Consider the following 15,108-nt stretch of genomic DNA (forward strand, 5'->3'; position numbering starts at 1 on the left):
GAAGAGTTCCAGCGCGACCTGTCCCTGGCGAATCAGATAGAAGCTGTCTGCCTCTTCACCTTCTTTGAAGATGAGGTCTCCCTCATTGAGGCGCACGTTCGCCGCACACCCGACCGCCAATTGAAGACAACGCGGATCCAAGCCGCTGAAGAATGGCTGCCTCGCCAATACGCCGTCGAGCGACTTGATCGTGGCCTGATTCACGGCATCCTCCTACAGCGTTGCCCCGCCGCGACGTTATCGGCCCGCGCCGATTTGGCGCAGGGGTCGAAAGACCCTGATCGTCCGCCAATCGTCATCCGCTGGCGGGGCGCCGCGAATGCTTTCCAGCCCACCCGGGATGGTCCAAAGGCCCTAGCAGAGGCGCAATGACCAACGGACAATGATCTGCGTCGGAGTGCCTTGCCAGAGGATTTCTCATGCAGATTTTCGTATCAACACCTGCCGTTGGCCGCCATGAGTAGCCACGAGCCTGTGCAAGCCCAGCCGGCCAGCCTCGACGCGGATGGGCTGCGCCAGCTGGTGGTGGTGCTGATCGATCGGGGCTACCGGGTGGTCGGGCCGACGTTGCGCAACAACGCGATCGTGCTTGACGAGTTGGCTTCTGCCGATGATCTGCCATACGGGTGGGGTGTCGATGTGGGTCCCGGTCATTACCGGGTGCGCCGCCGTGACGACGCCGCCGCCTTCGGTCATTCTGCCGGGCCACAGTCCTTCAAGCGGTTTCTTCACCCTCAGCGGCAGAAGTTGTGGTCCGGCAGCCGAGATGGCGACGAGGATTCTGCCCCACAAGAGATTCCGCGATATGCCTTCTTGGGGGTGCGCGGCTGCGACCTCGCAGCGATCGCGACGCTGGACGGGGTGCTGGCGCGCCCCGCCCACCCGGACGGCGCGTACGTCGGCCGACGCCAACGGATCTTCGTCGTCGCGGTCAACTGCACCGAGCCGGGCGGCCTGTGTTTCTGCGCGTCGATGGGCACGGGGCCCAAGGCTGGGCCTGGCTACGACCTCGCGCTTACCGAGCGGATTGACGGCAACGGGTGCCGCTACCTGGTGGATGTCGGCACAGAGGACGGCGCCAACGTGCTGGCCGCGGTGCCGCACCGCGACGCGGCCGTTGACGAAATCGCCGGTGCCAGAGATGAGGTTGCCGCTGCTGCAGGCAAGATGGGCCGCCAAATGCCCACTGGTGACCTGCGGGACCTCCTAGTGCGCTCTCGGGAGTCGCCGCACTGGGAAGACGTGGCCAGCCGTTGCCTGACGTGCGGCAATTGCACGATGGTGTGTCCCACGTGCTTCTGCACCAGCACCGAAGACGTCACCGACCTCGCCGGTGAGCATGCCGAACGGTGGCAGCACTGGGCGTCCTGCTTCGAGTTCGACTTCACGTACCTGCACGGGGGAAGCGTGCGGCAATCCGGTGAGTCGCGCTACCGGCACTGGATCACCCACAAGCTGGGCACCTGGCATGACCAGTTCGGCACGTCCGGCTGCGTCGGCTGCGGACGCTGCATCGCCTGGTGCCCAACCGGCATCGACATCACCGAAGAAATGACCACCCTTGCCCGGCTCGCGGACGGCAAAGATGACTGACACCCAGACAATCACCGACAGCCGCACGTCGGCGATGGCACCGGTCGCGTACCGGGTGCGCAGCCGCGTCGCGGAGAATCGGGACTCGGCGACCCTGTGCCTGGAGCCGGTCGCCGAGACGCTTGCGACGCCGCTGCCGGGCGAGTTCATGATGCTGTACGCGTTCGGCGTCGGCGAGGTAGCGATCTCGGTCAGCGGCGACCCGAGCATCACCGACGGAACGATCACGCACACAATCCGCGCGGTCGGCGCGGTCAGCCAGGCCCTTCACGACGCGCAACCGGGCAGCGTGATCGGAGTTCGCGGGCCGTTCGGTACCAGCTGGGGCCTGGCCGAGGCCGCCGCACGCGACCTGGTGATCGTCGCCGGCGGGGTGGGGCTGGCCCCGCTGCGCCCGGTGCTCCTAGGTGCGCTGGCCGACCGGGCCGGCTTCGGCAAGGTGACGTTGATCGCGGGGGCCCGCCAGCCAAGCGACTTTCTGTTCACCGACGACCTCGACCGGTGGTCACGGGACCCGTCGATCGGGGTACACCTGACCGTCGACGTCCCGGGGCGGGGCTGGGGTGGTGAGGTCGGGCTTGTCACTGAGCCGCTACGCCGGCTGAGTCTTGAACCCGACCGCACGACAGCATTTCTGTGCGGACCCGAACCGATGATGCGATTCAGCGCGCAGGCGTTGACGGACAAGGGCATGGCCGACGGCGATATCCGGGTCTCGCTGGAACGCAACATGCAGTGCGGGATCGGCTGGTGTGGGCACTGCCAGCTCGGTCCGTTGCTGGTGTGCCGCGGCGGGCCCGTCGTGGGCTATGAGGTCGCCCGACCTCTATTGAGGGTCAAGGAGTTGTAGATGCCCCCCACATTGGCCGTCTGGAAGTTCGCGTCGTGCGACGGCTGTCAGCTGACGCTGCTGGACTGCGAGGACGAACTCCTCACCCTCGCCGAGGAGGTCAAGATCGCTGTCTTCGCGGAGGCCTCCAGTGCGATGGTGGGCGGGCCCTATGACGTGTCGCTGGTGGAGGGCTCCATCACCACCAAACACGACGAGCAGCGCATCCGCGAGATCCGGGACCAATCGAGGGTTCTCGTCTCGATCGGTGCGTGCGCCACCGCCGGGGGCGTCCAGGCGCTGCGCAATTTTGCCGACGTCGCCGAATTCGCCTCGGTGGTCTACGCAAAGCCCGAATACATCGATACGTTGGCGACGTCCACGCCGGCGTCGGCACACGTCACCGTTGACTACCAGCTGCCGGGATGCCCGATCGACCGTGGCCAACTGCTCGATACGCTGGCCGCGCTGTTGATCGGGCGTAAGCCGCGGGTGCCGGCCAAGACCGTGTGTACCGAGTGCAAGAACCGCGGCGTGACCTGCGTGTTGGTCGCCGACGGAATCCCGTGCCTGGGCCCGGTGACACATGCCGGTTGCGGGGCACTATGCCCGGCACACCACCGCGGCTGCTACGGCTGTTTCGGCCCGGCCGCCACGCCGAACACGGCCGCGCTCATTCCGGTGCTGCGCCGCGACGGGATGTCCAAAGATGGCGTGGAGCGCGTCTTTTCGACGTTCAACGTCACCGCCTTCACCGCCGAACGGAACGACCGATGACCGCTGACACCTCCACCCGCACCCGCACGCTTTCCGTCGGCACCCTCACCCGAGTCGAGGGCGAAGGCGCCCTGCACGTCGCGATGAAAGACGGTTTGCTGGAAAGCGTCGAGCTGAACATCTATGAGCCGCCGCGGTTTTTCGAGGCGTTTTTGCGCGGCCGTTCATACACCGAGCCGCCGGATCTGACCGCCCGGGTGTGCGGGATCTGTCCGGTCGCCTATCAGGTCAGCGCCTGCAACGCGATCGAAGATGCGTGTGGGGTCGAGGTGGATCCGGCCCTGGTGGAGCTGAGGCGCCTGCTGTATTGCGGGGAGTGGATTCACAGCCACGTGTTGCACATCTATCTGTTGCATGCACCGGATTTTCTCGGCTATCCCGACGCCTTCGCGTTGGCCCGAAGCGAGCGCGCGGTGGTCGAGCGCGGACTGGCGCTGAAGAAGGCGGGGAACCGGTTGATGGAGTTCATCGGCGGGCGCGCCATTCATCCGATCAATGTGCGCCTGGGAGGTTTCTATTCCGTGCCCAGTCGCGCGGACATGAAGGCGCACACCGAGGAGTTACGGCGCGCGCTCGACGACGCGCTCGCTACCGTCGCCTGGGTCGGCGGGTTCGACTTTCCAGACCTCGAAGTCGACCACGAGATGCTCGCGCTGGAGCAGCCCGGGCGATATCCGATCGAGAACGGCACGATCGCGCGCAGCGTCGGGCCGTCTTTTGCGGTTGCCGACTTCACCGATCACGTCGTCGAGTCGCAGCTGCCGCACTCCACCGCGCTGCACGCGACGCTGGACGGCGGGCGCTACGTAACCGGCCCGCCAGCCCGCTTCGCGCTGAACTCGTCAGCGCTCTCACCCATCGCCCGACAGGCCGCTTCGGAAGCCGGCCTCACCGGCGAATGCCGAAACCCCTTCCGCACCATCGTCGTTCGCGCGGTCGAGGTCGTGTACGCGATCGAGGAAGCGCTTCGCATCATGGATTCCTACGAGCCGCCCCCGCGGCCGTTCGTCGAGGTTCCCGCCCGCCCGGGGGTTGGCCACGGCGTCAGCGAGGCGCCGAGGGGGCTGCTATATCACCGCTATCGGATCGACGAAGATGGCTCAGTGGCCGCCGCGACGATCATCCCGCCCACCTCGCAGAACCAGGGCGCGATCGAAGCGGACCTGGCCGGCGCCGTGTCGGGCAACCTTTCGATGGATGACGCCGAGCTGACCACATTGTGCGAGAAGATAATACGGACCTATGACCCCTGTATTTCATGCTCGGCACACTTCCTCAAGCTGAGCGTGAATCGGCGCTGAACACCCGCCCAAGGCTCGCCTAAGCCCGAATTTTGTCGATGGGTGATTTCGAACGGTCATCGGCGGGTTTCGGTTGGTGTGGCCGGTCCCCGAAGGCCCGTCCACCCCCATCATGGTGCCAGGTCGCGGTTGATATCCCGCAAGGTCCCTCTCCGGCTCGGCCTCAGCCAGCAGCCGCTTTAAACGGCCGCGATGTCCTCATTGTCTAAGACGTGGAGGTTCTACGCGCCAACCGGGCGCGTTCAACCGCAAGGACCTATATGGGGCCGAATGGCCCTTTGCGGCGTCAAGAGACTGTGCAATCGTATTCGCGGACGAGAACCGGTGTGTTCCCACGTCTAGTGAGAGGTGTGGCCTTTGAAGCTCCCCGATATGACTCATGTCCTTCAGGAGACAACGCGCAAGGGTGTGGGTAGTCAGCGATGGCAACGGCCGGTGTACGTCGACCTTCTCCCCCCGTGCAACCACGCCTGCCCTGCCGGAGAGAACATTCAGGCGTGGCTGGCCGAGGCTCAGGCCGGGCAGTACGAGAAAGCGTGGCAGGCGCTAGTCGACGACAATCCGCTTCCCTCGACCCATGGCCGAGCCTGCTATCACCCCTGCGAAACTAGCTGCAACCGCGGATCTCTCGACTCGCCGGTCGCAATCCACGCGGTCGAGCGTTTCATCGGGGATCTCGCGGCTGATAACGGCTGGCGGGTGCCGGTCGCACGGCCGAGTGGCAAGAAGGTCCTGGTTGTGGGAGCCGGGCCGGGCGGGCTGGCATGCGCCTATCATCTAGCCCGCATGGGCCACGAGGCCGAAATCCGCGACAGCGCCGAGGAACCTGGCGGAATGATGGTCTCCGGGATTCCGACCTACCGCCTGCCGCGGACGCAGCTGCGCAAGGAAATCGATCGCATCACCACGATGCCGGGAATCACGCTCACGTGCGCCCGGCGCGTCGCTGATGTGATAGCCGAAAAGCAGGAGGGCGGCTTCGATGCGGTCTTCGTCGCGGTGGGCGCGCAAGAAGCCAACCACCTAAACATTCCGGCCATGGACGGCAAGAAGATGATCGATGCGGTCACCCTGCTCGGCCAGGTGCAAGAGGGCAAGGCGCCCAAGCTTGGTCGTGCGGTAGCGGTCATCGGGGGCGGCAATACGGCCGTGGATGCCGCGCGCACCGTCCGGCGGCTCGGGGCGCAGGACGCGCTGCTGGTGTACCGCTCCGATGTGGCTCACATGAAAGCACAGCCGGCCGAGGCCAGTGAAGCGTTTGCCGAGGGGGTCAAGATCAAGTGGCTGAGCACTGTGGAGCAGTTCGGCGCTGACGGCATCGTGATCGAGAAGCTCCAAATGGCCCCCGACGGCAGCGTCACACCGACCGGCGAGACCGAGCGGATCGGCGCCGACTCGGTCGTGCTGGCTGTCGGACAGCACAGCGACCTGTCGCTGTTGTGCGGCGCGCCGGGCGTCAAGATCACGCCCGACGACGTCGTTGAGGTCGATAAGGTGCTGATGACCGGTCACCCCGGGATATTTGCGGGCGGCGACTGCATCGGCGGCCCGCAGACCATGACAACAGCAGTAGGACACGGCAAGCTGGCGGCCCGCGCCATTGATGCGTGGATGCGCGGCGAGACCTACCAACAGCCGGCTTCGCATCCGCTGGTCACCTTCGAAATGCTCCATCTGCTCAGCTATCTGGACGCGCCGCGCAGCCAACAGGAGAAGGTTCCGGTCGCGCAGCGGACCGGCTTCGGCGAAATTGTCGCGGGTCTTGCGGAACCGCAGGCGCGCTATGAGGCCCAGCGCTGCCTGTCCTGCGGCAACTGTTTCGAATGTGATAACTGCTACGCGGCCTGCCCCGAACAGGCGATCACCCGCCTGGGCACGGGTAACGGGTACAGCGTTGACACGAATCTTTGTACCGGCTGTGCAACGTGTTTCGAGCAGTGCCCCTGTCACGCCATTGAGATGGTGCCCGAACCGCACGGCCAGTCTTTGCCTATCGGAAACCTCGACGAACCGCTTGCGCCAAGCGGCTTCGCGGTGCGTAAGTAGAAGCGAACATGACCGAACCGACTGCCACCATGGACGGCAACACCGCGGTTGCGCATATCGCCTATCGCGTGAACGAGGTCTGTGCCATCTATCCGATCACGCCCTCGTCTCCGATGGCGGAACTTGCCGACGCCTGGTCGGATCAGGGCATCAGGAATATCTGGGGCAGCATCCCCGCCGTGCAGGAGATGCAGTCCGAGGGGGGCGCCGCCGGCTGCGTCCATGGTTCGCTGCAGAGCGGCGCTCTGACAACGACTTTCACTGCGTCGCAGGGTCTGATGCTGATGCTGCCTAACATGTACAAGATTGCCGGCGAGCTGACCTCGACGGTTTTCCATGTGGCCGCACGGGCGCTGGCGGCCGGCGCGTCGTCGATCTTCGGCGACCATCAGGACATCATGGCGGCCCGCGCTACCGGCTTTGCCATGCTGGGCGCCGGTTCGGTGCAGGAAGGCCATGATCTCGCGCTGGTGGCGCAGGCAGCGACGCTGGCCGCGCGCGTTCCCTTCATCCACTTCACCGATGGGTTTCGTACCTCACACGAATACAACAAGGTGTCGCTGATTTCTGATGCACAAATTCGGGCGATGATCGATGACGATCTGGTGTGCGCCCATCGCGAGCGCGCACTCAGTCCAGAGCATCCGGTCATCAGGGGAACCTGGCAAAACCCCGATACCTACTTCCAGACCCGCGAGGCGGCCAATCCCTTCTACGCGAAGGTACCCGAGATCGTTCTGGAGACAATGGATCGGCTGGGAGCCCTCTGCGGCCGGCAGTATTCACTGTTCCGCTATGACGGCCCCCCCGACGCGGAGCGCGTGGTCGTCAGCATGGGCTCGAGTGCCGAAGTCGTGCGCGAGACAGCGCGATGGCTCAACCGGCACGGCGAAAAGGTCGGCGCCATGCAGGTGTTGCTGTATCGACCGTTCTCCGCCGAGAACTTTCTTAGTGCGCTGCCCGAGACCGCCCGGTCGATCGCGGTGCTGGACCGAACGAAGGAGCCCGGCGCGCCGATGGAGCCGCTTCACTGCGATGTCGTGGGCGTGCTCACCGAGGCCGTCGCGGCGGGCCGGCTCCGGCAAATGCCGCGCGTGATCGGCGGCCGGTACGGCCTGTCGTCCAAGGATTTCCACCCCGGGATGGCCAAGGCCGTGTTCGACGAGTTGAAGAAGCCCAATCCTCGCAACCACTTCACGGTCGGGATCATCGACGATGTCGGCCATACCAGTCTGGACTACGACAGGTCGCTGGATATTGAGCCGCACGACACCGTCCGTTGTCTATTTTTTGGGTTGGGTGCCGACGGGACGGTCGGAGCCAACAAGAACAGCGTCAAGATTTTGAGCGAGACGCCCGATCGCTATGCGCAGGCGTATTTCGAGTACGACTCCCACAAATCGGGCGGCGAGACGGCGTCGCACCTTCGTTTCGGAAAGAACCCCGTCGCGGCGCCTTATCTGATCCGGCACGCCGATTTCGTCGCCTGCCATAAGTTCAGCTTCCTCAATAAGCGTGACGTGCTTAGCCCGGCGATTCCCGAGGGGACGTTTTTGTTGAACAGCCCCTACGGACCCGACAAGGTCTGGGATCAGCTGCCGCGACAAGTCCAAAAGCAGATCGTCGAAAAGAGACTGCGCTTCTACGTCATCGATGCCTCCGCGGTGGCGCTCCGCATCGGGCTTGGGCCACGTGTGAACACAATCCTGCAAACCTGCTTCTTTCATCTGGCGAAAGTCTTACCGCCGGCGCGGGCCGTGGCCGAGATCAAGCGCTTCATCGAAAAGACCTATGCCGGCAAGGGCGACGCGGTTGTGAAGCTGAATTTCGCCGCAGTGGACGCCGCGGTCGAGGCCCTGCACGAAGTCAAAGTACCCGAAGCTGTGAGCGGTACACGTGATATCCCGCCCGCCGTTCCGTCGACTGCGCCGGAATTCATCCGGAAGGTCACCGGAGAGATCATGGCCGGCCGTGGCGATGACATCCCGGTGAGCCGCATGCCCGACGACGGCACCTTCCCGGTCGGCACGGCCAAGTACGAGAAGCGCAACATCGCTGTCGAGGTGCCGATCTGGGATCCGGATCTGTGCATCCAGTGCGGCCAGTGCAGCATCGTGTGCCCGCACAGCGTCATCCGTGCAAAGACCTATGCCGCAACGGATCTCGAAGGCGCGCCCGATGGGTTCAAGTCGGCTCCGGTCAATGCGCGCGGTTATCCCGACTCGCGGTTTACGTTGCAGTTCTATGTCGAGGATTGCACCGGTTGCGGTGTCTGTGTGGAGAATTGCCCGGCGTACAGTCAGACCGGCGATGGCCGGCGCGCCATCAACATGGGCGAAAAGCTACCTGTCTTAAACCAAGAGCGGGAAAACATTGCATTCTTCGAGACGCTGCCCACACCTGACCGGCAGCGGGTCAACGTCGCCAATGTGCGCGGGATTCAGCTCCTGGAACCATTGTTCGAGTTTTGCGGGGCATGCGCCGGATGCGGCGAAACCCCATATCTGAAACTGATTTCCCAGCTTTTCGGGGATCGCCTGCAGATCGCCAACGCGACGGGATGTTCGTCGATATACGCCGGCAACACCCCCGCGCATGCCTGGGCCGCCAACGCAGAGGGGCGTGGTGTGGCATGGTCGAACTCGTTGTTCGAGGACAATGCCGAATTCGGCCTGGGCTACCGGCTGGCAATCGACAAGCAGTCGAGCCTGGCCCGCGACCTGGTCAGCAGGCTCGCCCCACAGATCGGTGAGGATCTGGCAAGGGCGTTGCTCGAGTCTGAACAGCGCAGCGAATCCGAGTTTGTCGCGCAGCGCGCCCGCGTTGCGGCCCTCAAAGACAAACTGAAACCGATCGACTCGGGCGATGCCAAGACGCTGATGAGTCTGGCCGACTTTCTCGTGCGTCGCAGTGTCTGGATCGTCGGCGGTGACGGCTGGGCCTATGACATCGGCTACGGCGGTCTCGACCATGTGCTCGCGCAGGGCCGCGACGTCAACGTGCTGGTCCTGGATACCGAGGTGTACTCGAATACGGGAGGTCAGTCGTCGAAGGCGACACCGCTCGGGGCGTCGGCGAAATTCGCCGCGGCGGGCAAACGGGTGCCGCGCAAGGACCTTGCACTTCAGGCGATCTCGTACGGAAACATCTATGTGGCTCAGATCGCGCTGGGCGCCAATTCGGAACAGGCGCTGATCGCGCTGCGCGAAGCGGAGGCGTTCGAGGGCCCGTCCTTCGTTCTGGCGTATTCGCAGTGCATCGCCCACGGGATCGACATGCGCACCGGGATGAAGCAGCAGGCCCGCGCGGTGGCGAGCGGCTACTGGCCGCTGTTCCGGTTCGACCCGACGATGCGCAAAAAGGGTATGAACCCGTTCCGGCTGGATTCACCGCGCCCGCGAATTACGTTCGAGGACTACGCCTATCGTGAGCTTCGCTATAAGACGCTGACACAAACCCACCCGGAAACGGCGGCAGAACTGCTGGCTCAGGCCCAGGCAGCCGTCAACGAGCAGTACAAGGTCTACGAAGACCTGGCGGCGCGGGACGGCAGCCGCTTCCTGCCGCATTGGGAGGACATCACCCAATGACCGAAATCGACCTGGGCACACGGTATCTGGGGCTTGAGCTGAAACACCCGATCGTCGCGTCTTCATCGCCGCTCACCTCCGATCTGGACGGCATCCGCCGCCTGGCAGACGCAGGAGCCGCGGCGATCGTCCTGGCCTCAATCTACGAAGAACAGATCCTCGCCGAGGAACTCGCGCAGGCGGTGCTGCGCGAACAAGGCAGCGAGACGCAGGCCGAGGCTACCGGGTACTTCCCTGAGATAACTGCCGATCAGGGCGTGCTGGAGAGCCGACTGCAGCTGCTTCGCCGTGCATCCGCATGCACCGACGTGCCGATCATCGCCAGCCTGAACGCGAAATCCAGCACGGGCTGGGTCGATTTCGCGCATCGGCTGGAACAGGCCGGCGCGAGTGCCATCGAGCTGAACATCTACCGCGTTCCCGCCGACCCGGCCGAGACCGGTGCGATGCTCGAAGACAGTTACGCCGAAATACTTCGCGGGGTGAAGGCGATGGTCAGCGTGCCGGTCGCAGTCAAGATCGCCCCCTTCTTCAGTTCACCCGGGAACATGGCGACGAAACTGGTGCAGGCCGGCGCCGACGGGCTCGTGCTGTTCAACCGCTTCTACGAACCCGACATCGACTTGGCGTCGCTGGCGCCGCAGGCAGACCTCCAACTCAGCAGACCCTACGAAATCCGACTGCCATTGATGTGGATCGCCCTACTGTCTCGACATCTGGAAGCCTCGATCGCAGCCACCACCGGCGTGTGGACCCGTGACGAAGTCGTCAAATACCTGCTGGCCGGCGCGGATGTGGTGATGACAACCTCAGCGCTGCTGAAGCACGGTCCCGATCATCTGACCACGCTGGTGGACGGTCTGCGCGACTGGATGGACCGCCGGGGATTCGATTCTGTCGTCGCATTGAAGGGCAGGCTCGCGGCGGGGCAGCGTCCTGGCGACGCCGCGGACTTCATGCGCGCCCAGTATCACCACATACTCACAACAAGTTACGCAAGCGCTCTGCCGTGACGCGTTTTCTACACCGCTTTACGGACCCTCAAGCGGGCCAGCTTGGGGTAGACCAACGACGAAGGAGACTCAGGTGACGACTCGCATAGGTATCAACGGTTTTGGTCGCATTGGACGCAACTTCTACCGGGCCTTGAAGGTGCAGCAGGCCCAGGGCAGCGGCAGCGACATCGAGGTGGTCGCGGTCAACGACCTCACCGACAACGCCACCTTGGCGCACTTGCTGAAATTCGACTCGATATTGGGCCGGTTCCCCCAGGACATCACCCTCGAGGGGAACGACACGATCGTCGTCGGTAGCGAGAAGATCAAGGCGCTCGAGCTGAAGGAGGGACCGGCCGCGCTGCCGTGGCGTGCGCTGGGTGTCGACGTCGTAGTCGAATCCAGCGGCCACTTCAACAGTGCCGACAAGGCCCGGGGCCACCTCGAAGCGGGCGCGAAGAAGGTGGTGATCTCGGCGCCGGCCACCGGCGCCGACATCACGATCGTGATCGGCGTGAACGACGACAAATACGACGGCAGCCAAGACATCATCTCCAACGCCTCGTGCACGACTAACTGCCTGGGCCCGCTGGCCAAGGTGCTCAACGACGAGTTCGGCATCGTCCGCGGCCTGATGACCACCATCCACGCCTACACCCACGACCAGAACCTGCAGGACGGTCCGCATAAGGACCTGCGCCGGGCCCGCGCGGCGGCGGTCAACATCGTGCCCACCTCGACCGGCGCCGCCAAAGGGATCGGGGTGGTGCTGCCCGAACTGCAGGGCAAGCTCGACGGTTACGCGTTGCGGGTGCCGGTGCCGACCGGTTCGGTCACCGACCTGACCGCCGAGATCTCCAAGGAGGCCTCGGCCGCCGACATCAACGCGGCATACAAGGCGGCCGCCGAGGGCCGGCTCAAGGGCATCCTGAAGTACTACGACGCGCCGATCGTGTCGACCGACATCGTCACCGACCCGCACTCGTCGATCTTCGACTCCGGTCTGACCAAGGTTATCGGCAACCAAGCCAAGGTGGTGTCGTGGTACGACAACGAATGGGGTTACTCGAACCGGCTAGTCGACCTGATTGCTTTGGTGGGCAAGTCGCTGTGACCATGAACCTCCCGACGCTCGACGAGCTTGTGGGCCAGGGTGTTGCGGGTCGTGGTGTGCTGGTGCGCTCGGACCTCAATGTGCCGATCGACGAGGACTGCCACATCACCGACCGCGGCCGCATCGTCGCGTCGGTCCCGACGCTCGACGCGCTCGCCCGGGCCGGCGCGAAGGTCGTCGTCACAGCGCACCTGGGCCGGCCCTCCGGCGCCCCCGACCCCAGATACTCGCTGCGGCCGGTCGCGGCCGCCCTCGGCGAGGAGCTCGGCCGGCATGTCCAGCTGGCTGCCGACGTGGTCGGGCCGGATGCATCGGCCCGCGCTGAAGGGCTGACCGATGGGGATGTCCTGCTCCTGGAGAACATTCGTTTCGACCCTCGCGAGACCAGCAAAGACGACGCCGAACGCATGGCCTTGGCCCGGCAGTTAGCCGAATTAGTCAGCGGCCCAGCCCATCCTGCCGGTGCTTTCGTGTCCGACGGGTTTGGGGTTGTGCACCGCAAGCAGGCGTCGGTTTACGACGTGGCCAAGCTGCTGCCGCACTACGCCGGCGAGCTGGTGGCCCAGGAGGTCGCGGTGCTCGAAAGGCTGACGAGCTCCACCGAACGGCCATACGCGGTCGTACTGGGCGGCTCGAAGGTGTCTGACAAGCTCACGGTCATCGAACGGCTCGCCGGCAGGGCCAACAGCCTGCTGATCGGCGGCGGCATGTGCTTCACTTTTCTTGCCGCGCGGGGTCTTTCAATCGGAAATTCATTGCTGCAGCCGGAGATGATCGACACTTGTCGAGAACTGCTGCAAAGCCACGCCGACGTCATCCAACTGCCGGTGGACATCGTCGTGGCCGAGGAATTCGCCGCTGACTCACCGGCGCAGGCGGTCGCGGCGGACCGGATTCCGGACCACCAAACGGGCCTGGACATCGGGCCCGAGTCGGTCAAGCGGTTCACCGCGTTGTTGTCCGACGCCAGGACGGTCTTCTGGAACGGCCCGATGGGGGTGTTCGAGTACCCCGCTTTTGCCGCGGGCACGAAAGGCGTCGCCGAGGCGATCATCGCCGCGACCGGTAAGGGCGCGTTCAGCGTGGTGGGTGGCGGTGACTCGGCGGCGGCCGTGCGCCAGCTGGGACTACCCCAGGACGGGTTCTCCCACATTTCCACCGGCGGCGGTGCGTCCCTGGAATACGTTGAAGGCAAATCGCTGCCCGGCCTGGAAGTGCTGAGCTGCTGAACAAAACAGAGATTGGTGCACCGCAAGCCGCGGACCAGCCAATTCGACTGAGGCGTCGAAAACGTCTGTAAGCCTGCGGAATACGGGCTCAATCACCTCGTCCTTCCGCGCCCCAGGGCACGGCCGGCGGAGGTTCTTAGACGTGTTCGAGGATCTCGCCGCCCCCGATGCGTCGGGCGCGCATGCCATTGAGCCATCGAGGCGTACGGGGGCGAGGCCAACCGGCTCACACCTGACTCGAGATCGCGGCTAGAGAGGCGTCTGAAACGGGTCGACCACAAGGTGTGACGGTTTCGCTTCGGCATTCGAAGGCTTGCCCAAGATGGATGGGGTGGGAGTCAACGTGGCCGTTACCGGACCGACCGCTGAACGAGGTGTTTGGCCGCGGAGTCGATCATGGACCCTCGCGCCGCCTATGACCGTGCGTATCGTCAGCGCAAACATGGCACATACGTGCTCGCCGGCGTGTGTGTCGCTTTCTTCGTGGTCGTCATCTCGGCCTGCTATATCGCAGCTGCACTGTATGGCTACGGCACCGGATTTGGCGACGGCAAGGAGCTTCCCGCGCGCATATCGCCGCTGGGGGGCACCGGCTTTTGGGGCGACGTGGGCCTGCTGGCCGGCGCTGTCGTTGTCGACCTGATCATTCTGTTCGTCTGGTACTTGGCGGCCAGCCGGATGGACAACCCGAGTGTGGACGATCCGGTCGCGCCGGACGAAGGCGACGTCGACCTCAAAGACGGCGCGTCGTGGTACGTCGTTCAGGTGCCGACCTTGACGAAATTGTTGATGGTGGTTGCGGTCGGCTGCGTGGTCGGCATCGTCGTCGGTGCCTCAGCAGTGCTGCCGGTGGTCGCCATTCGTTACGGATGGGTGCTATGACAAGTCTCGACCGGACCAGCGCGAGAGAAGCGCAGAGCGAGCAGACCACCTACCGCGCCGTTCCGGCCACGGACGGGCCGGTCGTCAGGGCCGCCGACCGATGGCTCATCACAGGCGCGGTACTCGCCGGGAGCCTGATTTTCAGCCTGATCGGGCTGGTCGTCATCGCCATTGGATCCTCAAGACAGCCCGAGCGAAGGCGTCTGGTGAGTTTGTCCGCCCGGCCGCGGTCACGCTGTTCGGAATATTCGCCATGGTCGACGCCGCCGCCAACTTCCTCGGGTGGTCGCTGGACCTGTGGGCCCACGACACCCGCATCGTGCAGTGGGGACTCACGGGTTGGGGTCGGCTCGCCGACGCCGCCTACTACCTTGACTACAACAGCCTTTGGACCCCACACCCACCGATGCTGAGTGCCGCCTACAACCGATGTCGTTGCGGCCCGATCATCGCCTTGCGCCCGCGTGAGCGTCTGCTAACGCCGGCACGAAACGGCAGGTGAAGACCGATGTTCGGCCGGTCATCCGCCGCGAGATACGAAAAGGTGCGGATTTTCGCCCTTTCGGATGCGATCTCGAGCCCACCAAGATCACAGAAATGCGTACCTCACCAGCACCGTCTCGAAGTGGTCCCGGCTGGGATCGAACCAGCGACCTTCCGCGTGTGAAGCGGACGCTCTCCCACTGAGCCACGGGACCGGCGCCAAGAGGCGAATGACGTCGAAGGTTAGCACGCTCGGGCGAGTCGGCAGA

At 64.6% G+C, this 15,108-nt stretch carries 12 protein-coding genes and 1 tRNA gene; 11 read left to right on the forward strand and 2 right to left on the reverse strand.

What is annotated here, in order from left to right:
* Positions 1-204, reverse strand: a 204-nt coding sequence (locus ACLQI9_RS10240) for a cyclic nucleotide-binding domain-containing protein (protein WP_442391635.1), incomplete at its 3' end; no start/stop codon positions are given.
* A gap of 252 nt (positions 205-456) precedes the next feature.
* On the opposite strand from ACLQI9_RS10240, the gene ACLQI9_RS10245 reads away from it, so the two are divergent.
* The 11 genes from ACLQI9_RS10245 (at position 457) to ACLQI9_RS10295 (ending at position 14,858) form a co-directional block, all read left to right on the forward strand.
* Complete coding sequence (locus tag ACLQI9_RS10245) at positions 457-1,593, forward strand: 4Fe-4S dicluster domain-containing protein (protein ID WP_442375992.1); 1,137 nt, start codon at positions 457-459, stop codon at positions 1,591-1,593.
* Positions 1,586-2,443 carry an FAD/NAD(P)-binding protein gene (locus ACLQI9_RS10250; protein ID WP_442375991.1) on the forward strand — a complete coding sequence of 286 codons (858 nt, stop codon included), beginning with the start codon at positions 1,586-1,588 and terminating at the stop codon, positions 2,441-2,443. The genes ACLQI9_RS10245 and ACLQI9_RS10250 overlap by 8 nt, the downstream gene beginning before the upstream one ends.
* Entirely contained in the window at positions 2,444-3,199 is a 756-nt protein-coding gene (locus ACLQI9_RS10255; protein WP_442375990.1) for an oxidoreductase, read from the forward strand.
* On the forward strand, positions 3,196-4,500 hold the full coding sequence (locus ACLQI9_RS10260) for a Ni/Fe hydrogenase subunit alpha (protein WP_442375989.1): 1,305 nt from the start codon (positions 3,196-3,198) through the stop codon (positions 4,498-4,500). Before ACLQI9_RS10255 ends, ACLQI9_RS10260 begins: the two co-directional genes overlap by 4 nt.
* 372 nt (positions 4,501-4,872) lie before the next feature.
* Positions 4,873-6,546: an NAD(P)-binding protein gene (locus ACLQI9_RS10265; RefSeq protein WP_442391636.1), complete on the forward strand. Its 1,674-nt coding sequence runs from the start codon at positions 4,873-4,875 to the stop codon at positions 6,544-6,546.
* 8 nt (positions 6,547-6,554) lie between these two features.
* Positions 6,555-10,136 carry a pyruvate:ferredoxin (flavodoxin) oxidoreductase gene (gene nifJ, locus ACLQI9_RS10270; protein ID WP_442391637.1) on the forward strand — a complete coding sequence of 1,194 codons (3,582 nt, stop codon included), beginning with the start codon at positions 6,555-6,557 and terminating at the stop codon, positions 10,134-10,136.
* Complete coding sequence (locus tag ACLQI9_RS10275; RefSeq protein WP_442391638.1) at positions 10,133-11,149, forward strand: dihydroorotate dehydrogenase-like protein; 1,017 nt, start codon at positions 10,133-10,135, stop codon at positions 11,147-11,149. The genes nifJ and ACLQI9_RS10275 overlap by 4 nt, the downstream gene beginning before the upstream one ends.
* A gap of 73 nt (positions 11,150-11,222) precedes the next feature.
* Entirely contained in the window at positions 11,223-12,245 is a 1,023-nt protein-coding gene (gene gap, locus ACLQI9_RS10280; protein WP_442380947.1) for a type I glyceraldehyde-3-phosphate dehydrogenase, read from the forward strand.
* 2 nt (positions 12,246-12,247) lie between these two features.
* Positions 12,248-13,474, forward strand: a complete 1,227-nt coding sequence (locus tag ACLQI9_RS10285; protein ID WP_442380945.1) for a phosphoglycerate kinase — start codon at positions 12,248-12,250, stop codon at positions 13,472-13,474.
* Positions 13,475-13,870: 396 nt separating this feature from the next.
* Positions 13,871-14,356, forward strand: a complete 486-nt coding sequence (locus ACLQI9_RS10290) for a hypothetical protein (RefSeq protein WP_442380943.1) — start codon at positions 13,871-13,873, stop codon at positions 14,354-14,356.
* Positions 14,357-14,609: 253 nt separating this feature from the next.
* Complete coding sequence (locus ACLQI9_RS10295) at positions 14,610-14,858, forward strand: hypothetical protein (protein ID WP_442380941.1); 249 nt, start codon at positions 14,610-14,612, stop codon at positions 14,856-14,858.
* A gap of 124 nt (positions 14,859-14,982) precedes the next feature.
* Here ACLQI9_RS10295 and ACLQI9_RS10300 read toward each other — a convergent pair.
* A tRNA-Val gene (locus tag ACLQI9_RS10300) sits at positions 14,983-15,054 on the reverse strand.
* Positions 15,055-15,108 lie beyond the last annotated feature (54 nt).

Source organism: Mycobacterium sp. (assembly GCF_052143115.1).
GTDB lineage: Bacteria > Actinomycetota > Actinomycetes > Mycobacteriales > Mycobacteriaceae > Mycobacterium.